Genomic DNA, 23,691 nt, shown 5'->3' with positions numbered 1-23,691 from the left:
GCGCACGGCGGTCGTCCGACCTCCCCGGCCGGACCCGCCGTCCCGCGAGGAGGAACGACGACCGCCGCTCCGCGACGTCCCTCTCTTGACCTCCGCGGCTCCGGACACTAGCTTGCGGTCAACGTCGTCCCACAGCTCCCGGAAGGAGGCGACCCGCGGATGTCCACCCACTCCGACCTCGGTCGCCTCGCCGCACGCACCGCCTGGGCCCCGGGCCAGATCGCACACGGCTGCTGAACGCGTCCTCTCCTCCGTGCCCGTCCACGGCACCTCGCGGGTTCGTGGTTTCCCGCCCCCCTTTCCCAGCACCTCGCTGACGCACGCCTCCTTGCGCCCCTTTCTCGCGCGCGGCGCGTCCGAGCACAGAAAGCTGCCTGAACATTGACGAACATGACGAACCGCTCCACCGCGCGCCGAAACGCGGGCCTGTCGTGACGGCGGCGCGCATCACGGTCAACGGCGACGAAGCGCCGATCGCGCCTGCCGCCCCCCACACCACGGTCCTCGACTTCCTGCGCGAACGCGGCCTCACCGGCACCAAGGAAGGCTGCGCCGAGGGCGAGTGCGGAGCCTGCGCGGTCCTGGTCGCCCGCCCCGGGACGCACGAGCCCACCGACTGGGTGGCGGTCAACGCCTGCCTGCTCCCGGTCGCGGCGCTCGACGGCCAGGAAGTCGTCACCTCGGAGGGCCTCGCCACCGCCGGTGAGGCCGGCGCGCCGCCCGTCCTGCACCCGGTGCAGGAGGAGATGGCGGTCCGCGGCGGCTCCCAATGCGGTTACTGCACACCGGGATTCGTCTGCAGCATGGCCGCCGAGTACTACCGGCCCGACCGCCGACCGCACGCGGACCCGACCGCCGGCTCCGAGCACGGCCCGAACGACACCGACCCCGAACACGGACCCACCGGCACCGGAACCTGCACCGACCCCGAGCACGGCCCCAACGGCTTCGACCTGCACGCGCTGAGCGGCAACCTGTGCCGCTGCACCGGCTACCGCCCCATCCGGGACGCCGCGTTCGCCGTCGGCACGCCCTCGGCGGAGGACCCCCTGGCCCGGCGCCGCGCGCAGTCCCCGCCGGAACCGGTGGCCACCGAGTACACCCGGGACGACCGTACGTTCCTGCGGAAGAACACCCTCGACGAGACGCTGCGGCTGCTGCGGGAGCGGCCCGACGCGGTGGTGATCGCCGGATCCACCGACTGGGGCGTGGAGGTCAACATCCTCGCCCGGCGGGCGGACTGCGTCGTCGCCGTCGACCGGCTGCCCGAACTGCGCGAGCTGCGGACCACGTCCGACCACATCGAGATCGGGGCGGCGCTCACGCTCACCGAGATCGAACGCCGCCTCGACGGCGAAGTGCCCCTCCTCGCCGAGCTCTTCCCCCAGTTCGCGTCCCGGCTCATCCGCAACGGCGCGACCCTCGGCGGCAACCTGGGCACCGGATCCCCCATCGGGGACAGCCCGCCGGTCCTGCTCGCGCTCGACGCGTCGGTGGTGCTCGCCCACGCCGACGGCGAACGCGAGGTCCCGCTCGCCGACTACTTCACCGGCTACCGGCAGAGCGTGCGCCGCCCCGGCGAGCTGATCCGCGCGGTGCGCGTCCCGCTGCCCCTGTCACCGGTCACCTCCTTCCACAAGATCGCCAAGCGGCGCTTCGACGACATCTCCAGCGTCGCGGTCGCCTTCGCGCTCGACATCCAGGACGGCACGGTCCGCAAGGCGCGCATCGGCCTGGGCGGCGTGGCCGCCACCCCGATCCGCGCCCTCGCCACCGAGGCGGCCCTCGAAGGCCGGCCGTGGACCGAGGAGACCGTCGAGGCCGCGGCCCGGGTGTTGCGGACCCAGGGCACCCCCATGGACGACCACCGGGCCAGTGCCGCCTACCGTGCCGAGATGCTCGGCCAGAGCCTGAGGAAGCTGTACGTGCGAACCACCGGGACGGTGTCGTCATGAGCCACTTGTCCGAGCGTCCCGAGAAGCCCGTCGTCGGCGTCTCGATGCCGCACGAGAGCGCCCACCTGCACGTCACGGGCGCCGCGCTCTACACCGACGACCTGGTGCACCGCACCAAGGACGTCCTGCACGCCCACCCGGTCCAGGCCGCGAAGGCCCGCGGCCGGATCACCGCGCTGCGCACCGGGCCCGCGCTCGCCGTGCCCGGCGTGGTCCGCGTGCTGACCGCGGCCGACGTCCCCGGGGTCAACGACGCCGGCATGAAACACGACGAGCCGCTCTTCCCCGACGAGGTCATGTTCCACGGCCACGCGGTCGCCTGGGTGCTCGGCGAGACCGCGGAGGCGGCGCGCCTCGGAGCGGCGGCCGTCGAGGTGGAACTCGACGAACTGCCCTCCCTGATCTCGCTGCGGGACGCGATCGCCGCCGACAGCTTCCACGGCGCCCGGCCCGTGATGCTCACCGGCGACGTCGACGCCGGCTTCGCCGACTCCGCGCACGTGTTCTCGGGCGAGTTCCAGTTCTCCGACCAGGAGCACTTCTACCTGGAGACGCACGCGGCGCTCGCCCTGGTCGACGAGAACGGGCAGATGTTCGTCCAGAGCAGCACCCAGCACCCCTCGGAGACGCAGGAGATCGTCGCCCACGTGCTCGGACTGCCCAGTCACGAGGTGACCGTGCAGTGCCTCCGGATGGGCGGCGGCTTCGGCGGCAAGGAGATGCAGCCGCACGGCTTCGCGGCCGTCGCCGCGCTCGGCGCCCGGCTGACCGGCCGACCGGTCCGGGTCCGGCTCAACAGGACCCAGGACCTGACCATGTCCGGCAAGCGCCACGGCTTCCACGCCGCCTGGAGGATCGGCTTCGACGCCGACGGACGCATCCAGGCCCTGGACGCCACCCTGACCGCGGACGGCGGCTGGAGCCTCGACCTGTCCGAGCCGGTGGTCGCCCGCGCGCTCTGCCACATCGACAACACCTACTGGATCCCCAACGCCCGCGTCGCCGGCCGCGTCGCCAAGACCAACAAGGTCTCCAACACCGCCTTCCGCGGCTTCGGCGGCCCCCAGGGCATGCTCGTGATCGAGGACATCATGGGCAGGTGCGCGCCGCTGCTCGGCCTCGACCCCACGGAGCTGCGGGAGCGCAACTTCTACCGCCCCGGACAGGGCCAGACGACACCGTACGGACAGCCCGTCACCCACGCCGAACGGATCTCCACCGTCTGGCGGCAGGTCCGGGCCGACGGCGACGTCGCCCACCGCCGGCGCGAGATCGCCGCGTTCAACGCCGCGCACCCGCACACCAAGCGGGGACTCGCCGTCACCGGCATCAAGTTCGGCATCTCCTTCAACCTCACCGCCTTCAACCAGGGCGGCGCGCTCGTGCTGATCTACAAGGACGGCTCGGTCCTGGTCAACCACGGCGGCACCGAGATGGGCCAGGGACTGCACACCAAGATGCTGCAGGTGGCCGCGACCACCCTGGGCATCCCGCTCCACAAGGTGCGCCTCGCCCCGACGCGCACCGACAAGGTGCCCAACACCTCCGCCACCGCCGCCAGCGCCGGGGCCGACCTCAACGGCGGGGCGGTGAAGAACGCCTGCGAGCAGCTGCGCGAACGCCTGACCCGGGTGGCCGCCACCCACCTGGGCGCGAACGCCTCCGACGTACGCATCGTCGAGGGCGTCGCCCGCGTCCTCGGCGGCGACGGGGAACTGGCCTGGGACGACCTGGTGCGCACCGCGTACTTCCAGCGGGTCCAGCTGTCGGCGGCCGGCTTCTACCGCACCGAGGGCCTGCACTGGGACGCGAAGACGTTCCGGGGCTCGCCGTTCAAGTACTTCTCCTACGGCGCCGCGGCGGCCGAGGTCGAGGTGGACGGCTTCACCGGCGCGTACCGCATCCGCCGGGTGGACATCGTCCACGACGTCGGCGACAGCCTCTCCCCGATGATCGACATCGGCCAGGTCGAGGGCGGCTTCGTCCAGGGCGCGGGCTGGCTGACCCTGGAGGACCTGCGCTGGGACACCGGCGACGGACCGCACCGCGGCCGGCTGCTGACCCGGGCGGCCAGCACGTACAAGCTGCCCAGCTTCTCCGAGATGCCCGAGGAGTTCCACGTCCGCCTCCTGGAGAACGCCACCGAGGAGGGCGCGGTCTACGGCTCCAAGGCCGTGGGCGAACCCCCGCTGATGCTCGCGTTCTCGGTACGGGAGGCACTGCGGCAGGCCGCCGCGGCGTTCGGCCCCGCCGGAGCGAGCGTGGAACTCGCCTCGCCCGCCACACCGGAGGCGGTGTACTGGGCGATCGAGGCGGCACGCCGGGCCGGCGAGGACGACGCCGGCGCCGCCGCCCGGTCCGGGGCAGAAGCGTCGCACCGTGTCTGACATGACCTGGGTCACCGCGGTCGCGCGGCTGCGAGCACGCCGGGAGGCCGGCGTGCTCGTGACCGTCGCGACCGTGCGCGGCCACGCCCCCCGCAACGCCGGCGCGAAACTCGTCGTGGGGCGGACCGGGACGTGGGGCTCGATCGGCGGCGGCAACGTCGAGGCGGTCGCGATCGACCGGGCCCGGGAGCTGATCGACGCCCCCTCGCCCGAACCGGAGCTGATCGACTTCGCCCTGAACGACAAGGTGACCAACCGGCACGGCGTGCAATGCTGCGGAGGAACGGTCTCGGTACTCCTCGAACCCCTCCCCGTGGTAAGGGCGGTGGCGATCTTCGGCGTCGGACACGTCGGCATGGAACTGGCGCGGATCCTGGCCCGCCAGGACCTGGACCTCCACCTGATCGACAGCCGCTCCGACGTCCTGGCCGAGGACCGGCTCGCCGTCCTCGCGGACGCGGTGGCGGCGGTACGGGTGCACCACACGCCCCTGCTGCCCGAGGAGGTCCTCGAACACCTGCCGCGCGGCACCCACGTCCTGATCATGACCCACGACCACGCCGAGGACGCCGCCCTGTGCGACGCGGCCCTGCGCACACCCCACCTGGGCTCCATCGGCCTGATCGGCTCGGCGGCCAAATGGAGCCGCTTCCGCACACGCCTCCTCACGGAAGGCGGCCACGACGAGACCGCCGTCGCCCGCATAAAAACCCCGATCGGCCTGACCGACATCACCGGCAAGGAACCCGCCACCATCGCCGTGAGCGTCGCCGCCGACCTGTTGCGCACCTTCGAGAACGAAGGGAACTGAAGCCCGGCCGCCGAGAGAGAGCCGCGCTTCAGGAACGGGGCGCGGACGGCAGGGAGGCGGGATCCACTCCGGACAGCTCCACGATGCGGTGCGCCGGCACGCCGGCGGCCAACGCCTTGCGCAGCAGGGCGTCGCGGCCCTCCTCGCTGTCGCGGTAGGCCAGCAGCTCCTCCTCGACGGCCGCCACCGGATCGGTCGCACCGGCCCGGCGCACCCGCTCCAGTTCCTCCCCGTCCAGCGGCACCGGCAGCCGCTCGGCCTCCCCGGGGATCATCCCGGTCTGCTCCGGCGGCACGACGCGCAGCGCCGGGGAGTTCACGTCGGTCCCGTGGGCGTCGAGCCAGGCCCGCACGGCCGGGGTCCCCAGACATTCCAGCTCCCCGACGAGGGAGACGGGCGTGCCCTGCCAACCCGGGCCGAGGCCGGTGTCGACGAGAAAGAGGTAGGCGTCGTCAGTCATGGCGGTCACTTCCGAGGGGCGTGCTGTGGCGTTCGTTGCGCTTCTGCCTACCCCCTTCCGGCTCCGTCATGACCACTTGCACGAGGGACGGGATTTCCCCGCTCACGCTGCCGCCGGTGGGGCGGCCCGGCCGGCACCGGGACCTTTTCCTCCACCGAATACGAACGGTCGACTGGGCGCCGCTCGCGTTTGACGTCGGACGTAGGCTGCTGTCGGAGAACGAGGGGGGACGATGACCGACAACCACAAGACGACCGTGCCCGTGTGGACGCTGGCGACCGCCGATGTCCGGGTGCCGGGGTTGACCGCAGGCGAGCCGATGACGGCCGAGCGCCTGGCTGAACTGCGCGGAGTGCTGGCCGTCCTGGCCGACGAGCCCATCGTCACGCTTGAAGTACATCCGCTGTCCGAGAAGATCGACCGCAGCCGCGGCATCCCACTCGACGCCGTGAGTCCTCTGGCACAGCACCTGTCACAGTTCGTCACGCAATCGGCGCGAAGCTCCCTCACGGTGGCCAGAGCGACCGCTTCCGGCGAGTGTCTGTATCGCATGGTGGTCCCGGCTAAGGTCGCCGCCCAGTTCGGGCAGGGCGTCGTTCGCTCGATGGTGCCGAAGGGGGGTGCCAGTGGCATCTACGGTGAATTCGTGAACTCGACGGGTCGGATCGCCGCCAAGGCGACTTTCGTGCCGGTCGGAGGAGCGGCAGCGGCGGGCACGGTCGGCGGGGCCGGTGCGACCGCCGGTGTCGCGGCCGCCGGCGGCGCGGCGCTCACGGTGGCTGCGCCACTCGTGCTCATGGCCGTGGCGGTGGGAGTGAGCGCGCACGCCGACCAGAAGCGCCAGCAAGCCATCGGGTACATCACGGAACTGCTGGAACAACTCCAGGAGGACAAACTCGACGACGAGCACAGCGAACTAGACGGCTGCCGCGACGCCATCGACAAAGCCACCGCCCTCCTGCTCGACCAGGGCAAGCTCGGGGTCTCGCTGGGGCTCGACTCGGCGGTACACGCCATCAACACGGCGCTGGGCAAAGCCGACCGTCGTCTCGCCCGCTGGCGGAACGCGCTCGACGGACTGCCCGAGGGCGAGGCCGTCGAACTCGGCACGTTGACCAAGTCGTTCCCCGGCATCGACGACCAGGGCGGCACGTTCCGCACTCATCTCGAACTCGCTTCCCTGGCCATCGCGCTGAAGCGGCGGGTGGTCGTCCTCCAGGCCGTCGAGCACGCCCAGAGCGACCCCGGCAACCCGTTCGAGAACTTCACCCGCGCACTCGAGCGCGATCAGCGGCGCCTCGCCGAACTGGAGACGGGCATCGCCGGTGTCCTGGTACGCCTGTCGGCACTGGAACTGGCGCGTCCGAACGGTTTGCGACCCGTCTTCACGACCGGTGAAGTCGATCGCCTCATGAACGCGGCACACCGCATTCACCGGCTGGGTGACGGTGTCACGGCCGACAGCCGTGCGACGGACGTGGCGATCGAGATCGCCCGGGGCAAGGACGGCTCGGTGGTCGTGTTCCCCGCGCTGCCCGCGTAGCCCCCAGGAGCGCGCGCACACACTCGGTGGATCATGCGGGGGCGCCCGAAACCTCGAATGCGGTTGTGGCCCCGTACCGGTCCACCCACATGAGCCGGACGGATGGTTCGTCCCGGCCGGACCGGACGCCGGGTCAGCCGACGTGGAGCGACACGACCTCGTACGACACCGCCGAGGCGGGGGACAGGCCGCGGCAGGTGAGCCGGAGGGGCGGGGACCGGTGGGCGCGGACCTCGACCTCGAAGGCCGAGAGGCCGGCGGGGCGGCCGGTGACGCGGATCCGCCACCGGTCGCCCTCGCGGACCGTCTCCTCGATCGCGTAGTCGTGCCGCCCCGACGGCCCCGCGTGCCGGAGCACGGCGGACAGGGCGGCCTGCTGGGCCGGGACGAGGTCGGTGTACCCGCGCAGGTGGTCCGCGCCGATGCGGTCCGCCAGGTGCCCCTCGACCACCGTCACCGCCGAGGCGGCGTCGAGGTTGCCGTAGTAGACGCCGTCGGGCGCGACGAGGACGTTGGCGGCGAACCGGTCGCCCCCCACGTGGGTGCACTCCCACACCAGCTCCGGCCAGCGGTCGCTCAGCGCGCGCCCCACCGGACGGCCCCGGACGGCGCAGCAGGCGTCGTGCGTGCCGTGGGCGCAGACGAGGACGACGGGCGGACGGTCCCGTTCGCCGGGCGAGTCCAGGGCGTCGACGATCTCCGCCAGGTCCTTGTCGTTCCGCCAGACGCCCCACCTCTGGCGGTGGGCGCCGTCCCCGTCGTACCGCAGGACGGCCCAGCGCGGCGGTTCGTCCGGCCTGCGGCGCCCGTGGCGCCTGATCAGCAGCATGCGGGCGCGCAGCGCCTGGGCGGCGGTGTACACCCGCGCCCTGACCTCCGGTTCGAGGTCCAGGCCGTCGAATCCGTTGACCGGCCAGCCGGCCCGGTACTCGATGAGGATCCAGACCGAGCCGTACGGCGCGGTGCCCGCGAGCGCGTCGCCGCGCAGCCGGGCGGCGTCGGCGCAGAAGAAGCGCGCGGGAGCCGTCATGCCGCCCGCTTCACGGCCCGGCAGGCACCAGGACGCCCGCCCGCAGAAGTCGTTCGACGAAGGGGACACCGAGGTCACCGGCGTGGTGTACCTCCCCGTCGAGGGCCCGGCGCACCGCGGGCAGGTCCGTCTCCGGGAAGTCGAGCCAGCCGACGCGGGTGGAGAGCCGCCCGCCGTCGAGCCGTGCCTCCAGCGCCTCGCGCAGCCGCACCGGCGTTCCGGCGGAGAGGCCGTCGACGGCCGCGAGCTGCGCCAGCGGCCCCAGGGCGCCGGGGCGGGCCTGGCCGCGACGGGCCCGGTGGAACAGGGGCGCGGGATCGGCCTCGGCGAGGGCTTCGGCGAGACGCCGGCGTACGAGGGCGAGTTCGTCGTCCGGTCCCTCCACGCCCACGGGGAGGGAGCCGCGCATCTCGGGGTCGTCGCGCAGCAGCGCGAGGGCGGCCCGCGTGAGCTGTTCGGCGAGGGCGTGCCGCGTCCAGGTGTGGACGCCGAGCGTCAGGTGGATCGACACCGCGCCCTGCGCCTCGGCTGCGTGCAGCCAGCCGCGCGGCAGATAGAGGACGTCGCCGGGTTCGAGCACGGTGTCGAGGTACGCCTCGCCCCGGGCGGCGTCGGCGACGGCGGCGCGGTGGTCCGTCCAGGGCTGGTCGCGCAGCGGGTCCGGGTGCACGGGCTCGTGGACGATCCAGCGCTTGGTCCCGGCGATCTGCAGGACGAAGACGTCGTGGACGTCGTAGTGGGCGTCGAACCCGCGGTTCTGCGGCGGGGTGACGTACGCGTTGGCCTGCACCGGGTGCCCCAGCTCCGTACCGAGCCGCGACGCGAGGTCCGCGACCGGCTCCCAGGTGCGCTGCAGCGCCTGCAGGACCAGGGTGGCGCCGTCGGCGAAGCTCCGCCACAGGGCGGTGTCGTCGAGCTGGTCCGAGACCGTCGCGCCGGCTCCTCCGGAAGAGGTGAACGAGGCCTCCGGGAGGGTGGAGCCGTCCTTGGCGACGCGGAGGAACGGCGTGCGCAGCCCGCGCCGGGAGACCAGCTCGTCCACGGCCGACGCCGAGAACAGGTCGGAGAAGTCACCGGCCCCGCGCGTGAGCAGCGGAGCGCGCCCCCAGACGTCCCGGGCGAACTCCGCGCGGCTGAGGCTCGTCAGACGCGCTTCGAGGACACCGCGGCCGGTGTCGGCGGCGGTGTCCCGAAGCGTCGTGGGGGCCGTGCTCAAACGCCGCGACCGGTCTCGTCGGCCGCGCCGTCGGCGCCTCCGTCGTGTACGCCGGGCGTGCCTGCCGCGCCGCCGTCCGCGGGACCCTCTGCGCCGCCGTCGGCACCACCGTCGTGTACGCCGGGCGTACCGGCCGCACCGCCGTCAGCAGGGCCTTCCGCGCCGCCGTCGGCACCGCCGTCGTGTACGCCGGGCGTGCCCGCCGCGCCGCCGTCCGCGGGACCCTCTGCCCCGCCGTCGGCACCGCCGTCGTGTACGCCGGGCGTACCGGCCGCGCCGCCGTCAGCGGGGCCTTCCTGCTGGTTCGGGTCCTGCTCGGGGTAAGCCATGTTTCCTCCTGAGGATCGAACGACCGGGTACCGGTGGTCCCACTCGGAACCTCCCAGTACCCCTTACAAGCTCACTCACGCGGCCCGGAGCGGCAACCGGAGCGGAACGGGGGCCCGGCACCCCGGCCCCGCCGGTCTCCCGTACAACCATTCGCACGCCCAGGAGTCGTGTAGGGCGAACACGCCACAGGCGCGTTCGTCCGTTTCCAGGGGGGACCCACATGACTCACCGCACATCCCTGCGCGCCCGCGTGCTTCCGGCCGTGGCCGCGGCCGGAGTGCTCGCGCCCGTCGTCGCGGGCGCGGCGCCCGCTTCCGCCGCCACCGCACCGCAGGTCAGCTGCACGTCGGGCAAGGCCGGGCTCGCCGCCAAGCTCCAGAAGGACATCACCACCGCCCTCGCCGGACGCGCCGGCACCGTCGCCGTCGGCCTGCGCGACCGCACCACGAACACCACCTGCACCCTGCGCGCCACGACCTCGTACGACTCGGCCAGCATCGTGAAGGTGACCGTCCTCGCCACGCTCCTGTGGGACGCCAAGAAGACCAACCGGTACCTGACCTCACGCGAGGCCGGCCTCGCCACCGCCATGATCACCAAGTCCGACAACGCGGCCACCACCACCCTGTGGAAGCAGCTCGGCGTCACCAAGGTGAAGGGCTTCCTGACGGCCGCCGGCATGACGCGGACGGTGCCGGGCTCGGGCGGCTACTGGGGACTCACCCAGATCAACGTCACCGACGAGCAGCGCCTGCTCTCGCTGATCACCGCCAAGAACACCGTCCTGAGCGACAACGCCCGCGCCTACATCCTCAAGCTCATGGGCAACGTCGTCACCTCGCAGAAGTGGGGGACCCCGGCCGGCGCGCCCGCCTCCGTGTCCGTGCACGTCAAGAACGGCTGGCTGCAGCGCGCCACGCGCGGCTGGCGCGTGCACAGCGTCGGCACGTTCAAGGGCGGCGGCCACGACTACACCGTCTCCGTGCTCACCGACGGCAACAGCACGATGAACTACGGCGTGAGCACGATCCAGGCCGTCGCCAAGGTGATCCACCGGGACCTGATCCCGGCCGCGCCCGCCGCGTCCCGCTACACGCCGACCACCACACCCCAGGAGGCGTACATCGCGGTGCCCCGGGGCTGACACCCGGGATCACGGGGAGAGGGCGGACGGAAGCAGCCGGCCGGACTCCCCGCGCGTGTGCCCGGCGGTTGTGTCGCAGGTCAGGGGGTGGGCGCGTGGGGGGTGAGGCCGAGTTCGGCGGCGGTGGCGTGGGCGCGGTTCTCGGTGAGGTCGAGGGCGGCGAGGACGGTGGGGGCGGTCACGCCGGGGAGCACGTAGCGGAGGAGGTTCGAGGCGCGGGTCAGCAGGTCCTGGTAGTCGGACACGGCCTGGGACATGGCTTGGACGCCGGCGAAGGAACCGACGAGGATGTCGGCGACTTCGGAGGGTACGGCGTGGGGGAGGAGCTCCCCCTTGGTGCGGGCCTCGTCGAGAAGGGCTCCGACGACCTCGACCCAGTAGGCGAAGGGACCGCTGCGGTCGAGGCCCTGGGCCTGCTGGTCGAGGGAGAGCCGCACACCGGCCCGGACCATCGGATCGGTCTGCAGCCGGTAGGCGTGCAGCATCACGGTGTCCGTGAGTTCCTGGATCTTGTAGCCGCGCGCCGGGACGGGGAGCACCTGGTCCTGCGCGTGGATGACGCCCCGGGCCAGGTCTTCCTTGGAGGGGAAGTGGAAGTACAGGGCTCCCTTGGTCACTCCGGCGGCGGTGAGGATCTCACTGATCGTGGCCATCTGGTAGCCGCGCTCCTCGAAGACCCTGGCCGCTGCCGAGAGGATCGTCTGCCGTGTGCGGACTGACCGGTCCTGCTTGACCACTTTCGCCTCTTTCGTACGGTAATCCTCGGGTGTCATTAAAAAAACCGCCCAGTTCGTATCTTACCTCTGGTGCCACTCGGCCGACTCTCCGCCTCCGGTGCCGTACGGCGCAGGGTGTGAGATCGTCATGCAATAGAAACCGCTTAAGCGGTTTGTTAGGGTTGCGCGGGGGTGTGCCTGCGGAGGGTCGGGGTGCGGTGGCCGGGGGGACCGGGCGGCGCCGGACGCGCCTTCTCCCGTGAGGCCCCACGGTGCACCCCGCCGGCCTGCTCCTCGGCGGGCGCGGCTTCCTCTGCAGTGACGGAGCAGTCGATGGTCAAGCAGGAGCGCGCGGCGCGCACGCGTGAAACCCTGATCCGGTCCGCGGCCGAGGTGTTCGACCGGGAGGGCTTCTCCGCGTCGTCGCTCTCGCAGATCAGCTCCCTGGCCGGTGTCAGCAACGGGGCGCTGCACTTCCACTTCGAGAACAAGGCGGCCCTCGCCGACGCCGTCGAGGCGGAGGCGCTGGACAGACTGCGGGTCGTCACCGGTGTCGGCCCGCCGGTCGGGGCGGGCCGCGTGCAGTTCCTGGTCGACGCCACCCAGGGGCTCGCCGGCGCGCTGCGCCGCGACGTGGTGCTGCGGGCCGGTTTCGCGCTGAGCGGCGGACCGGTCCGTCCGGTCCGCACCGGCCTGCGGGAGCACTGGCGGTCCTGGGTCGAGGAGGCGGTGGAGCGCGCCGAGGAGGAGGGCGAACTGCGCCCGGAGGCGGCGGCGCAGGACGTGGTGACCGCCGTGGTGGCCGCGACCGTGGGCTTCGAGGTGCTCGGCGTACGGGACGCGCAGTGGCTCTCGGCGGCCGCGGTCGGACGGTTCTGGCGGCTGCTGCTGCCCACGCTCGTGCCGGAGGACGCCCTGCACGGCGTCAGGGTCGAGGAGGCGCGGCCTTCGTAGAGCCCGCGCCGGGCCCGGCGAGTGGACGCGGCGGCTGCGGCGAGGTGATGAATCCGCAGGTCACAGGGGGTTTTCCTGGAACCTGGAGCCCCCTCTCCTCATTTAAAACAGCACGGCCGGTTTTATATTGACAAACCGCACGTGCTGTTTTTTACTGAGCGTGGCTTCAGCCGCGGACAGGGGAGTGACGCGTGGACACCGAAGTACTGGGCGCACTGGCGGCGCGGGAGCGGGGACTCTCCATCACGCCGACGGCCCGGAAACCACGGCAGGTTCTGGCGTTGCCGGCGCTCCACGCCGACCAGGTCGTCCCGGTGCCGGCGCTGATCGAGGAGCTGTGGGCGGACGCGCCGCCGCGCAGCGCCCGAGACCCATGTGCAGCAGCTGCGGGCCCTGATCGCCACCGTCCTGGAGCAGGCCGCGTCCGGCGGAGAGCAGGCCTCCGCCGGGCGGCGCGCCACCGAGGACGTGCTCGTGACGCTGCCGGGCGGTCACCTGCTCGACAGCGGCGGCGGCACCGTCGACGTCCGCGCGTTCGACCGGCTCGTCGGCGAGGGGTACCGGGCGATGGATTCGGGCGACCTCCCGGGCGCGACCCGGCTGCTGCGCGAGGCGCTGTCGCTGTGGTCCGGCCCGGCCTTCCACGACGTCCGGAGCGGGGTGCGGCTCGGCAAGGAGGCCCGGCGGCTCGAGGAGTCCCGGCTCTGCGCGCTGGACCAGTGCATCGAGGCCGACCTGCGGCTCCGCCGCCACCGCGAGCTGCTCGCCGAACTCACCTTCCTGGCCGGCCGCTACCGCACGCACGAGAACCTGCACGGGCAGTTCATGCTCGCCCCGCACCGTTCCGGCCGCCGCGGCGAGGCCCTCGGCGTCTACCGGCGGCTGCGCGACACCCTCGTGCGCGAGCTGGGCCTGGAACCCTCCGCCGCCCTGCGCCGGCTGCAGCGCGCGACGTTCACGGCCGGCCCCGGGAGCGCCGCCACGACGGCGCGGAGCGCCGACGACCGGCTCGTCCGCGCAGGCTGAGCCCGTCCGGAACGGCGGGCCGCGATGAACCGCGCGGACAGGTAAGGCCGTACGGGCGACACGGCAAGCACCGGACCTCCGCCGGGCTTGCCCCGTACCCGTGCCAAGGAGGCGCCCTGCCGCAGCAGCACCACGAACGCCCGGCCCCGCCCAGCAGTTCGCGCGGAATCCGGCCCCCGCTCTTCGACCCCGCACCACCAGGAGTACGCATATGCGCATGTCCTCACCCGCGGCATCACGGGTGCATTCCCAGCTCACGCTGGAGGAGGTCACCAAACGGTACGACGAACACGTCGTGCTCGACCGGGTGTCCCTCACCGTCAAGCCCGGCGAGAAGGCCGGCGTCATCGGCGACAACGGCTCCGGCAAGTCCACCCTGCTCCGGCTGATCGCCGGAGCCGAGGCCGCGGACAACGGCGAGGTGACCGTCACCGCCCCCGGCGGCGTCGGTCACCTGTCGCAACGCCTGGACATGCCGGCCGGAGCCACCGTCGGGGACGTGCTCGACCGCGCCTTCGCGGACCTGCGGGCCCTGGAGAAGCGGCTCCACGAGGTCGAGGACGCGCTGGTGGACGACGACCCGCGGCTCCTCGCCGAGTACGGCGACCTGCTCGCCGAGTTCGAGGACCGCGGCGGCTACGAGGCCGACGCCCGCGCGGACGCGGCCCTGCACGGCCTCGGCCTGCCGGGCCTCGACCGCGACCGCCCGGTGGACACCCTCTCCGGTGGCGAGCGCTCCCGGCTCGCCCTGGCCGCCGTCCTGGCCGCCGCCCCCGAACTGCTGCTCCTGGACGAGCCCACCAACGACCTGGACGACCAGGCCGTGGACTGGCTGGAGAAGCGGCTGCGGGGCCACCGCGGCACCGTCGTCGTCATCACCCACGACCGCGCCTTCCTGGAGGCCGTCACCTCCGCCATCCTGGAGGTCGACCCCGACCGCAGGACCGTCACCCGGTACGGCAACGGCTACCAGGGCTACCTCACGGCCAAGGCCACCGCCCGCGCCCGCTGGGAACGGGAGTACGAGGAGTACCTCGCCGAGATCGAACGGCAGGAGACCCGTGCCGCCAACGCGGGCCGGATGCTGGCCACCATCGCCAAGAAGGGCCCCTGGGCCTTCAGCGGCTCCGAGCACCACCGGGCCCGCTCCTCCTCGTCCTCGACCTCCAGCAAGGCCCGCAACGCCAACGAACGGCTGAACCGGCTCCGCGCCGATCCGGTGCCGAAGCCGCCCGAGCCGCTGCGCTTCACCGCCGCCATCGAGACCGGTGACACGCCCGACAGGACCACCGGGGCCGCAGAAGCCACCGGGACCCCCGGAATTCCCGAGGGGCCGCTCACCGAGGTCTCCGGGCTGCGCGTCGAGGGCCGGCTCGCACTCGACTCGCTGTCCCTCGCCCCCGGCGAGCGGCTGCTGATCACCGGCCCCAACGGGGCAGGCAAGAGCACCCTGCTCCGGGTGCTCGCCGGCGACCTGGAGCCCGACGCGGGCACCGTGCGGCGGGCCGGGCGGATCGGCTGGCTGCGCCAGGACGAACTGCCCGAACGCCCCCGGCGCTCGGTGCTCGCCGAATTCGCCGAGGGCCGCCCCGGCCACGCCGACGAGTACGCCGAACAGCTCCTGTCCCTGGGCCTGTTCCGCGAGTCCGAGCTGGACCTGCCGGTCGGCTCCCTGTCCGTGGGCCAGCGCCGCCGCATCGACCTGGCGCGTCTGGTCACCCGGCCCGCGGACCTGCTGCTCCTGGACGAGCCCACCAACCACCTCTCCCCGCTGCTCGTCGAGGAGCTGGAACAGGCCCTGGCGCACTACACGGGCGCCGTGGTGACCGTCACGCACGACCGGCGGATGCGCAGGGCCTTTTCCGGCTCCCACCTCGAACTGCGCGGGTCGGCCACCCTCAGCGGCTGACCCGGCCGGCCGCCGGGCGGGTCCTTCCCTGCGGCCGTGACTCCTCACGGAGAAAGGGCGGCAGCGCCGCCGCCCGGCGGTCGGCGGACCCCCGCCCCGCCCCCCTGAACCACCCCATCCGAGCGAGAGGAAACGCATGACTGCGACAGAACACGATCCCACCCCCGTCGGCGGCCGCATCGGCGCCGCCGACGCCATCGACTCCACCCGGGACACCGGCCTGCGCCACGTCGCGACCCTGTCCACCGAACTCCGGGACGTGGTCGAGGTCGAGCAGCGCCAGGTCCGCCTGGAGCGCGTGGTCCTCGCCGGCGTGTGGACCTCCGGTACGGTCGCGGAGGCCGAGAGCTCCCTCGCCGAGCTCGCCGCCCTCGCCGAGACCGCGGGCGCCCTCGTCCTCGACGGCGTCATCCAGCACCGCGACAAGCCGGACCCGGCCACGTACATCGGCTCCGGCAAGGCCGGGGAGCTGCGCGACCTCGTCGAGGCCACCGGCGCCGACACCGTCGTCTGCGACGGCGAGCTCAGCCCCGCCCAGCTCGTCCGCCTGGAGGAGGTCGTCAAGGTCAAGGTGGTCGACCGGACCGCTCTGATCCTCGACATCTTCGCCCAGCGCGCCACCTCCCGCGAGGGCAAGGCACAGGTCGCGCTCGCGCAGATGCAGTACATGCTGCCGCGTCTGCGCGGATGGGGCGCCTCGCTGTCCCGGCAGATGGGCGGCGGCGGTGGCGCGGGCGGCGGCATGGCCACCCGCGGTCCCGGCGAGACGAAGATCGAGACGGACCGGCGCCGGCTGCGCGACAAGATGGCGAAGATGCGCCGGGAGATCGAGGAGATGAAGACCGCCCGCGACCTCAAGCGGCAGGAACGCCGCCGCAACAAGGTCCCTTCGGTCGCCCTCGCGGGCTACACCAACGCGGGCAAGTCCTCGCTCCTCAACCGCCTCACCGGCGCCGAGGTCCACGTACAGAACGCCCTGTTCGCCACCCTCGACCCGACCGTGCGCCGCAGCGAGACGGCCGGCGGCCGGGCCTACACCCTGGCCGACACGGTCGGGTTCGTCCGCCACCTGCCGCACCAGCTCGTCGACGCCTTCCGCTCCACCCTGGAGGAGGTCGCCGAGGCGGACCTCATCCTGCACGTGGTCGACGGCTCGCACCCCGACCCGCAGTCCCAGATCGAGGCCGTACGCACCGTCATCGGCGAGATCGGCGGGCAGGGCGTGCCGGAGCTCGTCGTCGTCAACAAGGCGGACGCGGCGTCGCCCGAAGCGCTGGAGCGGCTCAAGCGCGCCGAGCCGACGGCGATCGCGGTGTCGGCCCGTACCGGCGAGGGCATCGAGCACCTCCTTGCCCGCATCGCGGAGGAACTGCCGCATCCCGACGTCGGGGTGGAGGTGCTCGTCCCCTACACGCAGGGGCAGCTGGTGGCCCGCGTCCACGCCTCGGGCGAGGTCCTGCAGGAGTCGCACGAGGAGAACGGCACCCGCCTGAAGGCGAACGTCGACGCCTCCCTCGCCGCCGACCTGACCGCCTACACGTACTGAAATCGATCCGAAACACGCTCAGGAGGAAACACATGGCCGAGACGCCGGAGAACAACGTCGACGAGAGCGACGCCAAGCGGAAGTTCCAGGAGGCCCTGGAGCGCAAGACCCGCAACGCCAGGTCCCAGCAGGCCCACCACGAGGCGCGGCTGAAGATCAACGGCGCCGCCGGCCCCAGCCGTCAGAACCGGGGTTTCCGGCGCAAGGCCGGCTGACCTCCGCAGGGGAATGAGCACAGGCCGCCGCGGTTCCGAAGAGGGACCGTGGCGGCCTGTGCTGCCTGCGTGCTGTGGTGCTGTACGTACGTCCGGGCCGGCTACTTCGGGTCGCGGTCGAACTGCGACTTCGACCAGCGGTAGCCGAGCGCGGTCAGGGCCAGGCACCAGGCGACGGCGATCCAGCCGCTGTTGCCGATCTCGGTGCCCAGGAGCAGGCCGCGGAGGGTCTCGATGGCGGGGGTGAAGGGCTGGTACTCGGCGATCGGCTGGAACCAGCCCGGCATCGAGCCGATCGGCACGAAGGCGCTGGAGATCAGCGGCAGCAGGATCAGCGGCGTGGCGCTGTTGCTGGCGGCCTCCGCGTTCGGGCTGCCCAGGCCCATGCCGACCGCGATCCAGGTGAACGCCAGGGCGAACAGGGCGAGCAGGCCGAACGCCGCGACCCACTCGACGAAGCCCGCGTCCGTGGAGCGGAAGCCGATGGCCACACCGACCGCGCCGACCAGGACGACGGCGAGGATCGCCTGCAGCACGCTGCCGGCGACGTGCCCGAAGAGCACCGACCCGCGGTGGATCGCCATGGTACGGAAGCGGGCGATGATGCCCTCGTTCATGTCGGTCGCGACGGACACGGCGGTGCCGACCAGAGTGGAGCCGATCGTCATCAGCAGCACGCCGGGGACGACGTACGCGATGTAGGCGTCGCGGCCCGCTCCCTCGCCGAGGCCCGCGCCCATCGCGTCGCCGAAGATGTAGACGAAGAGCAGGAGCAGCATGATCGGCGTGAGCAGCAGGTTGAGCGTGAGGGAGGGGTAGCGCCGGGCGTGCAGGAGGTTGCGGCGCAGCATCGTGGTCGAGTCGCGCACGGCGAGGGACAGGGAGCTCATCGGGCAGCCTCCTTCGGCTGGTTCGGCTGGTTCGGCTGGTTCGGCTGGTTCGGCTGGTTCGGCTGGTTCGGCTGGTTCGGCTGGTTCGGCTGGTTCGGCTGGTTCGGCTGAGCGGGGACGTCGGTGCCGGTGAGGGCGAAGAAGACGTCGTCGAGGTCGGGCGTGTGGACGGTGAGCTCGTCGGCCTCGATGCCGGCGCGGTCCAGCCGGTCGAGGACGGAACGCAGGTCGCGCTGGCTGCCGTCGCTCAGGAGCTGCAGGGACAGCGACTCCTCCTCCCGGGCCGCCTCGTGCAGCGTCTCGACGGCGCTGCGGTAGGCGGCGGGGTCGGTGAAGCGGAGGCGGACGTGTCCGCCGGGGACGAGGCGCTTGAGTTCGGCTGCGGTGCCCTCGGCGGCGATCTTTCCCTTGTCGAGGACGGCGATGCGGTCCGCGAGCTGGTCGGCCTCCTCCAGGTACTGGGTGGTGAGGAAGACGGTGACGCCGCCGCCGACGAGCTCGCGGACGATCTGCCACATGTCGTGGCGGGAGCGCGGGTCGAGACCGGTGGTGGGCTCGTCGAGGAAGATGATCCTGGGGCCGCCGACCAGGGTCATGGCGATGTCGAGGCGGCGCTTCATGCCGCCGGAGTAGGTGGAGGCGGGCTTCTTCGCGGCCTCCACCAGGTCGAAGCGTTCGAGGAGTTCGGCGGTGACCCGGCGGCCCTCGGCCTTGGACAGGTGGTGCAGGTCGGCCATGAGGAGCATGTTCTCCTCGCCGGTGATCAGACCGTCGACGGCGGAGAACTGCCCCGTGACGCCGATCGCCGCGCGGACCTTCTGCGGGTCGGCGGCCAGGTCGTGGCCGCCGACGAAGGCCTGGCCGCCGTCGGCGCCGATCAGGGTGGACAGGATCTTCACGGCCGTCGTCTTGCCCGCCCCGTTCGGCCCGAGCAGGGAGAAGATGGTGCCGGTGGGGACGGTCAGGTCGACGCCGTCGAGGACGGTCTTGTCGCCGTACGACTTGCGCAGTCCGTGCGCCGCGATCGCCAGGTCGGACATGGGCGTGTGCTCCTCGGAAGAGTGGGGGCGCGGTCAGTTGCCGTGGGCGGTGATGTCGCCGTGGGCGGTGGTGGCGCGGATGGTCAGGCCGGCCTCGGAACCCTCGGCGTTCCGCAGGGAGTTGGAGATCCGGCCGTGGGTGGTGCCGGCGTCGAGGGTGGCGGAGACCCCGGGGGCCGCGCCGACGGTGATGGAGCCGGACCGGGTGGTCAGGACGAGCCGCCCGCCCAGCGCCTCGGTGATGCGCAGGTCGCCCCGCGCGGTGGTGAGTTCGGCCGATCCGTCCAGGCGGCCGACGGTGATGTCGCCGTCCTGGAGGGTCAGTCGGACGCTCGCGGTCTCGTCGAGCTCGACCGGGCCCTGGGCGCTGTCGAAGGCGACGTCGCCGAGCCGGCCGGTGCTCCGCAGGTCCGCGGCGGCGGCCTTGGCCTCGACGCTGGAGCCGGCCGGGAGCCGGACGGTGACCTCGACGGAGCCGGAGGGGCCGAGGAGCTGGGTCTTGGCCTCGGGGGCCTCGATCCGCAGGACGCCGTCGGCGAAGGCGACCGTGGTTCCCTGAGCCGCCTTCACGTCCCGGCTCTTGGAGGCGTCGGCCGGGCGGACCTCGACCGTGGTGTCGGCGCGGTCGGTGGCGACGAGACGGATGCGGCCGACGGGGATCTCGACGGCGGCGGTGATCGCGGCAGGGGTCTGGAAGGTCTGCATGGTGTCTGCTCCTGAAGTCGTTCCCTGTAGTGCCCTTGTCGTTTCCGACACGAGAAAAGCTACGTTGCGTTCACTGAGCTGGCAACACACTTGTTGCGTAAAAAATGCGAAACAGCAGGTAGTTGACGTGAAATCATTGCGACGACCTCAAGATGAATGCAATGGTCGGTGCTCCGTTCATTGCAATGATGTGAGGGTGAACGCTATGGCTCCCTTTCGTTTCCGGGGCGCGGGACGGCCCGTTCCGCGGAGAGGTCGCAGCCGTGGTGGTGAGCCCTGGAAGATTAACAAACCGCGCGCCCGGTTTATGATGGGTAGTGACCGCTTTCCGCCACCCTGAAGCCCATGGCATGTGGCAGAGATATGCGGCATACCGGCCCCGAAGTGCGCCATGCGGAACGGGAGATGTGCACTCTGATCCGGACGGGATCAGGTGGATTCGGGTGCTCCGGGGGAGATGTCGGCGTCTGGGGGGTGGAGGGCGAAAAACCGGCTCGACGGTTTTCTATGGCGTGAAATCACCCCTACCCACTCCCAGGCGCCGGTGGGCTTGGGCGGGCTCGATCCGTATTGCCGAGCCCCGTCCGGTCACGGGGGAGGGGGTGTTATGGCGTCTTACTTGCCGTGGCCGGGCTCGGGCGCGGCGTCGTCGTCCTCCGCAGTCGTCCCGGCGGCTTCGGTGAAGAGGACTTCGCGGGCCTGCTCGGCGGCGCGGGCGAGGCTCTCGGCGACGAAGTCGAGGAAGCGGGCGACGTTCTCCAGGCGGACCGCGGCCGGGGTGCCGGGGCCGAGGACGTCGACGCCCTGGCGTGCGACCTCGACCTGCTGGACGAGGGAGTGGACGCTGGCGATCATCGACTGGTACCAGAGGTCGTCGTCGACCACGTAGCGCTCGCGACGGCGCTCGTCCCGTTCTCTGCGGACGAGGGCCTGGCTCTCCAGGAAGGCGATCGACTTGGAGACGGTCGCGGGGCTGACCTGGAGCCGCTGAGCGAGTTCCGACGCCGTCAGGCTGCCGGCGTCGGTCATGAGGAGGGCGACCATCACGCGGGCCATCATCCTGGGCATGCCCGACTGCATCATGACGGTGGTGAACAGCTCCTCGTAGGCGCGCACGGCCTCGATGTCGCCGCCGCGCGGACGACGGGCCGGCTCCGGCTCCCGCGAGGGGGCGGGCCTGCGCCGGTGGGCGCGCTGTTCCGTGGCGCGGTGGGCCAGGTCCGCACGGTAGGCGAGGGGGCCGCCGTTGCGCATCACCTCGCGCGTGACCGTCGAGGTCGGACGCCCGAGCCCCCGGGCGATCTCCGCGTACGCGAGCCCATCGGCCAGCCCCAGCGCGATCTGCTGACGGTCCTTCTGGGTGAGCCTGCCTCCCGGCACCGCGGCCTCCTTCGTTTCCCCGAGATCGTCAGCGTAGCGTTAACCGTCAATGCATTGCAACGCGCGCAGGGGGCAGCGTTGCATTAAATCCAAGCCACCGCAATGAGTTTCTGGTCCTGTGCTGCAAAAACACCCCCACCAAGCAATCGATTCGTTGCCGCACGCTCGAACGCAACGTAGCCTTTCAGTCATACGAAACATAGAGTCGCCGGGAGCGCGCCGTGCAGAAGCGGGAGCATGCCATGCAGAAGTTCGACACCCCCACCCCGATCGCCGCCGTCTTCGACGTCCCTGCGGGCCGCGTCCAGGTCATCGCCGCCACCCGGACCGACACCGTGGTCGAGGTGCTGCCGATGAACCCCTCCAAGAGCCGTGACGCCAAGGCCGCGGAACAGGCCTCGGTGGAGTACGCCGACGGTGTCCTGCGGGTCGTGGTGCCGGTGAAGAACCAGTACTTCACCTCCTCCGGCTCCGTCGAGGTGACGGTCCGGCTCCCCGTCGGCTCCCGGGTCGAGGGGAAGGCCGCCGCCACCGAGTTCCGGGGCGTCGGACGGCTCGGCGAGGTCGTCTTCGACGGCGCGTACCGGCGGATCAAGATCGACGAGGCCGCGGGCGTCCGTCTCACCGCGGTCGACGGGACCGTCGAGGTCGGCCGGTTGAGGGGATCCGCAGAGATCAGCACGACGAGGGGCGACCTGCGCATCGCCGAGGCCCTGGGCGGCACGGTCACCCTGCGCACCCAGCAGGGCGACATCTCGGTCGCCGCCGCCCGGGGGGTCTCCGCCTCGCTGGACGCCGGCACTTCCCACGGTCGCGTCGGCAACGACCTGAGGAACGACGGCACGGCCACGCTCACCATCCACGCCACCACCGTCAAGGGCGACATCAACGCCCGCAGTCTGTAGAAGCTCGCAAGCCCGCGCGGTTCCCGGGCCCGCGGCGTCCCGCAGGAGCGCGGTCTGGGAACATGATCGGCATGGAGCGGCAGTGAATTCCCCGAGGGACACCGGAACACCCGGTGACGGAACACCCGGTAACGAAACACCCGGTACCGAGGACGTACAGGTGTGGATCCTCCGCGCCCCGGAGACCTCACGGGCCGTATCGGACCTGACCGTGCTGGACGAGACGGAGCGCCGGCGCATGGCCGCCTTCGCCCACGACAGGGTCCGCGCGCTCTACGGCTTCGCCCACGTCGCGCTCCGCACGGTCCTGTCCGGCCTGACCGGCGTGGCGCCGGGCGACCTGCGCTTCACCCGCGCCCCCTGCCCGTGCTGCGCGGAGCAGCACGGGCGGCCCGTGCTCACCCCCGCGCCACTGGAGTTCTCCCTCTCCCACAGCCGGGGCCTGGTCCTGATCGGCGTCGCACCGACCCCGATCGGCGTCGACGCGGAGGTCCTCCCGGGGCCCGAGGTGGTGGAGGAACTCACGCGGACGCTGCATCCGGCGGAACGCGCGGAGATCGAGGCAGCGCCCCAGAACGCCCGCCGGGCGGTCTTCGCCCGCCTGTGGGCACGCAAGGAGGCGTACCTCAAAGGCCTGGGCACCGGTCTCGGCCGCGACCTCGACGCGGACGACGTCAGCCGCGCCGTCCCCGGATGGCAGCTCACCGACCTGCCTGTGGGTCCTGACCACGCGGCCGCCGTCGCGGTCGCCTCCCCGGTACCGCACGGGGTACGCATCCACCGGACGCTCCCGACAGGATGACCGGCGACCGGCGACCGGCGACCGGCGGGACGAGCGGCGGGCTCCCGGGCCACGAGGCCGTCTCAGTCGAGGAGCGTCGACAGGACCAGCTCGTAGAGGACCAGGTAGGCCAGCAGCGAGAAGAGGGCGGCGACCAGGAGGCTCGACGCCCGCTCCTTCAAGGTGCGGCCCATGAGCAGCGGCACCAGGACCAGGGCGGCCAGGCAGGTCCACGCCTGCGCGGCGTAGTGCAGGACCCAGGCGTAGTGAATGGCCTCCGAGCCGAAGACGCCCCCGAGCGCGGCGATGCCGACGACGCGACGCCGCGGGCAGGCGCCCCGCCACCACAGGCCCGCCACCCCGAACAGAGGCCCGGCGACGAACGCCGTGCCCAGCCAGACCAGCGGAGCGAACAGCGACCCCACGCCGTCGCGCGCGACCTCCGCGTAGCCGTAGTAACCGACGACGAGACCGGCCTCGGCACACAGCCCCGCGACGGCGGCCACGGGCAGGCCGACCCGCCCGGCCAGCAGCGCGCCCGCCGCGAACGCGGCGACCGACCAGATCGCCCCGGAGTTGGCGATCTGGTTCCAGGACCCCGGGAGCCAGCCCTGGGCCAGATTGGTCAGGACCCCGAGCAGGAGCCCTCCGGCGAATGCCAGGGCCGTTGCGCCGGCCCGGCCCCTTCCGCTGAGGCCGGGCACAGGAACGATGGCGGGGGAGGCGTTCATGGTGGTGCTTCACCGTC

Annotated in this window: 20 protein-coding genes and 2 pseudogenes; 13 read left to right on the top strand and 9 right to left on the bottom strand. The window is 72.2% G+C overall.

What is annotated here, in order from left to right; all coding sequences use genetic code 11:
• Window positions 1-431: 431 nt before the first annotated feature.
• The 3 genes from CP977_RS02015 to xdhC are packed head-to-tail and all read left to right on the top strand — an operon-like array spanning window position 432 to window position 5,153.
• Window positions 432-1,955 (top strand): xanthine dehydrogenase small subunit, encoded by a 1,524-nt coding sequence (locus CP977_RS02015; protein ID WP_152369495.1) that lies wholly within the window; start codon window positions 432-434, stop codon window positions 1,953-1,955.
• Window positions 1,952-4,342, top strand: coding sequence for a xanthine dehydrogenase molybdopterin binding subunit (xdhB, locus tag CP977_RS02010; RefSeq protein ID WP_062761029.1), 2,391 nt, complete (start codon window positions 1,952-1,954; stop codon window positions 4,340-4,342). The genes CP977_RS02015 and xdhB overlap by 4 nt, the downstream gene beginning before the upstream one ends.
• Before the next feature lies 1 nt (window position 4,343).
• Entirely contained in the window at window positions 4,344-5,153 is an 810-nt protein-coding gene (gene xdhC, locus CP977_RS02005) for a xanthine dehydrogenase accessory protein XdhC (protein ID WP_062761027.1), read from the top strand.
• 28 nt (window positions 5,154-5,181) lie between these two features.
• Here the strand turns inward: xdhC and CP977_RS02000 are convergent, their stop codons facing one another.
• The gene (locus tag CP977_RS02000) at window positions 5,182-5,613 is read right to left on the bottom strand and encodes a DUF6003 family protein (RefSeq protein WP_109186635.1); all 432 of its coding nucleotides are present in this window, start codon (window positions 5,611-5,613) and stop codon (window positions 5,182-5,184) included.
• Window positions 5,614-5,845: 232 nt separating this feature from the next.
• Between CP977_RS02000 and CP977_RS01995 the strand changes: the two genes are divergently transcribed.
• A complete protein-coding gene (locus CP977_RS01995; protein ID WP_062761025.1) occupies window positions 5,846-7,156 on the top strand; it encodes a hypothetical protein in 1,311 nt (436 codons plus the stop codon).
• Window positions 7,157-7,289: 133 nt separating this feature from the next.
• Here the strand turns inward: CP977_RS01995 and CP977_RS01990 are convergent, their stop codons facing one another.
• Window positions 7,290-8,186, bottom strand: coding sequence for a sucrase ferredoxin (locus CP977_RS01990; protein ID WP_062761023.1), 897 nt, complete (start codon window positions 8,184-8,186; stop codon window positions 7,290-7,292).
• A gap of 10 nt (window positions 8,187-8,196) precedes the next feature.
• The gene (locus CP977_RS01985; RefSeq protein WP_152369494.1) at window positions 8,197-9,402 is read right to left on the bottom strand and encodes a cupin domain-containing protein; all 1,206 of its coding nucleotides are present in this window, start codon (window positions 9,400-9,402) and stop codon (window positions 8,197-8,199) included.
• A 44-nt stretch (window positions 9,403-9,446) separates the two neighbouring features.
• Here CP977_RS01985 and CP977_RS34415 point away from each other — a divergent pair, with 44 nt between their 5' ends.
• On the top strand, window positions 9,447-9,743 hold the full coding sequence (locus tag CP977_RS34415; RefSeq protein ID WP_183953291.1) for a hypothetical protein: 297 nt from the start codon (window positions 9,447-9,449) through the stop codon (window positions 9,741-9,743).
• 209 nt (window positions 9,744-9,952) lie between these two features.
• On the top strand, window positions 9,953-10,876 hold the full coding sequence (locus CP977_RS01975; RefSeq protein WP_152369493.1) for a serine hydrolase: 924 nt from the start codon (window positions 9,953-9,955) through the stop codon (window positions 10,874-10,876).
• Between the two features lie 80 nt (window positions 10,877-10,956).
• Here the strand turns inward: CP977_RS01975 and CP977_RS01970 are convergent, their stop codons facing one another.
• On the bottom strand, window positions 10,957-11,613 hold the full coding sequence (locus tag CP977_RS01970; RefSeq protein ID WP_062761015.1) for a ScbR family autoregulator-binding transcription factor: 657 nt from the start codon (window positions 11,611-11,613) through the stop codon (window positions 10,957-10,959).
• Window positions 11,614-11,925: 312 nt separating this feature from the next.
• Between CP977_RS01970 and CP977_RS01965 the strand changes: the two genes are divergently transcribed.
• The 5 genes and pseudogenes from CP977_RS01965 (at window position 11,926) to CP977_RS01945 (ending at window position 17,242) form a co-directional block, all read left to right on the top strand.
• Entirely contained in the window at window positions 11,926-12,546 is a 621-nt protein-coding gene (locus tag CP977_RS01965) for a ScbR family autoregulator-binding transcription factor (RefSeq protein WP_062761013.1), read from the top strand.
• Between the two features lie 191 nt (window positions 12,547-12,737).
• A pseudogene (locus CP977_RS01960) lies at window positions 12,738-13,572 on the top strand (AfsR/SARP family transcriptional regulator).
• A 217-nt stretch (window positions 13,573-13,789) separates the two neighbouring features.
• Window positions 13,790-15,481 (top strand): ribosomal protection-like ABC-F family protein, encoded by a 1,692-nt coding sequence (gene abc-f, locus CP977_RS01955; RefSeq protein ID WP_063915326.1) that lies wholly within the window; start codon window positions 13,790-13,792, stop codon window positions 15,479-15,481.
• A gap of 220 nt (window positions 15,482-15,701) precedes the next feature.
• A pseudogene (gene hflX, locus CP977_RS01950) lies at window positions 15,702-17,027 on the top strand (GTPase HflX); the annotation flags it as partial.
• 32 nt (window positions 17,028-17,059) lie between these two features.
• Complete coding sequence (locus CP977_RS01945) at window positions 17,060-17,242, top strand: DUF5302 domain-containing protein (RefSeq protein WP_062761009.1); 183 nt, start codon at window positions 17,060-17,062, stop codon at window positions 17,240-17,242.
• 101 nt (window positions 17,243-17,343) lie between these two features.
• On the opposite strand, the gene CP977_RS01940 is transcribed toward CP977_RS01945, so the two are convergent.
• From CP977_RS01940 to CP977_RS01925, 4 genes are all read right to left on the bottom strand, one after another.
• Window positions 17,344-18,132: an ABC transporter permease gene (locus tag CP977_RS01940; protein ID WP_062761006.1), complete on the bottom strand. Its 789-nt coding sequence runs from the start codon at window positions 18,130-18,132 to the stop codon at window positions 17,344-17,346.
• The gene (locus CP977_RS01935; RefSeq protein ID WP_152369491.1) at window positions 18,129-19,172 is read right to left on the bottom strand and encodes an ATP-binding cassette domain-containing protein; all 1,044 of its coding nucleotides are present in this window, start codon (window positions 19,170-19,172) and stop codon (window positions 18,129-18,131) included. The genes CP977_RS01940 and CP977_RS01935 overlap by 4 nt, the downstream gene beginning before the upstream one ends.
• Before the next feature lie 33 nt (window positions 19,173-19,205).
• Complete coding sequence (locus tag CP977_RS01930) at window positions 19,206-19,877, bottom strand: DUF4097 family beta strand repeat-containing protein (protein WP_152369490.1); 672 nt, start codon at window positions 19,875-19,877, stop codon at window positions 19,206-19,208.
• A gap of 615 nt (window positions 19,878-20,492) precedes the next feature.
• Window positions 20,493-21,257 (bottom strand): helix-turn-helix domain-containing protein, encoded by a 765-nt coding sequence (locus tag CP977_RS01925; RefSeq protein WP_152369489.1) that lies wholly within the window; start codon window positions 21,255-21,257, stop codon window positions 20,493-20,495.
• Between the two features lie 242 nt (window positions 21,258-21,499).
• On the opposite strand from CP977_RS01925, the gene CP977_RS01920 reads away from it, so the two are divergent.
• Both CP977_RS01920 and CP977_RS01915 read left to right on the top strand, forming a co-directional pair.
• Window positions 21,500-22,162 (top strand): DUF4097 family beta strand repeat-containing protein, encoded by a 663-nt coding sequence (locus CP977_RS01920; RefSeq protein ID WP_062760997.1) that lies wholly within the window; start codon window positions 21,500-21,502, stop codon window positions 22,160-22,162.
• 160 nt (window positions 22,163-22,322) lie between these two features.
• On the top strand, window positions 22,323-22,964 hold the full coding sequence (locus CP977_RS01915; protein ID WP_152369488.1) for a 4'-phosphopantetheinyl transferase family protein: 642 nt from the start codon (window positions 22,323-22,325) through the stop codon (window positions 22,962-22,964).
• A 62-nt stretch (window positions 22,965-23,026) separates the two neighbouring features.
• Here the strand turns inward: CP977_RS01915 and CP977_RS34685 are convergent, their stop codons facing one another.
• On the bottom strand, window positions 23,027-23,674 hold the full coding sequence (locus CP977_RS34685) for a DUF6518 family protein (RefSeq protein ID WP_221331369.1): 648 nt from the start codon (window positions 23,672-23,674) through the stop codon (window positions 23,027-23,029).
• Between the last annotated feature and the right edge of the window lie 17 nt (window positions 23,675-23,691).

Source organism: Streptomyces cinereoruber (genome assembly GCF_009299385.1).
GTDB classification, from domain to species: Bacteria; Actinomycetota; Actinomycetes; order Streptomycetales; family Streptomycetaceae; genus Streptomyces; species Streptomyces bikiniensis.
The sequence above is the reverse complement of the archived record's forward strand: the minus strand, read 5'-3'. Positions and strand labels throughout refer to the sequence as shown.

Coding starts and splice junctions, on each gene's coding strand:
- CP977_RS02000 (WP_109186635.1), bottom strand. CDS start 5,613: ATGACTGACGACGCCTACCTCTTTCTCGTCGACACCGGCCTCGGCCCG.
- CP977_RS01975 (WP_152369493.1), top strand. CDS start 9,953: ATGACTCACCGCACATCCCTGCGCGCCCGCGTGCTTCCGGCCGTGGCC.
- CP977_RS01920 (WP_062760997.1), top strand. CDS start 21,500: ATGCAGAAGTTCGACACCCCCACCCCGATCGCCGCCGTCTTCGACGTC.
- CP977_RS01935 (WP_152369491.1), bottom strand. CDS start 19,172: ATGTCCGACCTGGCGATCGCGGCGCACGGACTGCGCAAGTCGTACGGC.
- xdhB (WP_062761029.1), top strand. CDS start 1,952: ATGAGCCACTTGTCCGAGCGTCCCGAGAAGCCCGTCGTCGGCGTCTCG.
- CP977_RS34685 (WP_221331369.1), bottom strand. CDS start 23,674: ATGAACGCCTCCCCCGCCATCGTTCCTGTGCCCGGCCTCAGCGGAAGG.
- CP977_RS01945 (WP_062761009.1), top strand. CDS start 17,060: ATGGCCGAGACGCCGGAGAACAACGTCGACGAGAGCGACGCCAAGCGG.
- CP977_RS01930 (WP_152369490.1), bottom strand. CDS start 19,877: ATGCAGACCTTCCAGACCCCTGCCGCGATCACCGCCGCCGTCGAGATC.
- CP977_RS01990 (WP_062761023.1), bottom strand. CDS start 8,186: ATGACGGCTCCCGCGCGCTTCTTCTGCGCCGACGCCGCCCGGCTGCGC.
- CP977_RS01940 (WP_062761006.1), bottom strand. CDS start 18,132: ATGAGCTCCCTGTCCCTCGCCGTGCGCGACTCGACCACGATGCTGCGC.
- CP977_RS01965 (WP_062761013.1), top strand. CDS start 11,926: ATGGTCAAGCAGGAGCGCGCGGCGCGCACGCGTGAAACCCTGATCCGG.
- xdhC (WP_062761027.1), top strand. CDS start 4,344: ATGACCTGGGTCACCGCGGTCGCGCGGCTGCGAGCACGCCGGGAGGCC.
- abc-f (WP_063915326.1), top strand. CDS start 13,790: ATGTCCTCACCCGCGGCATCACGGGTGCATTCCCAGCTCACGCTGGAG.
- CP977_RS01995 (WP_062761025.1), top strand. CDS start 5,846: ATGACCGACAACCACAAGACGACCGTGCCCGTGTGGACGCTGGCGACC.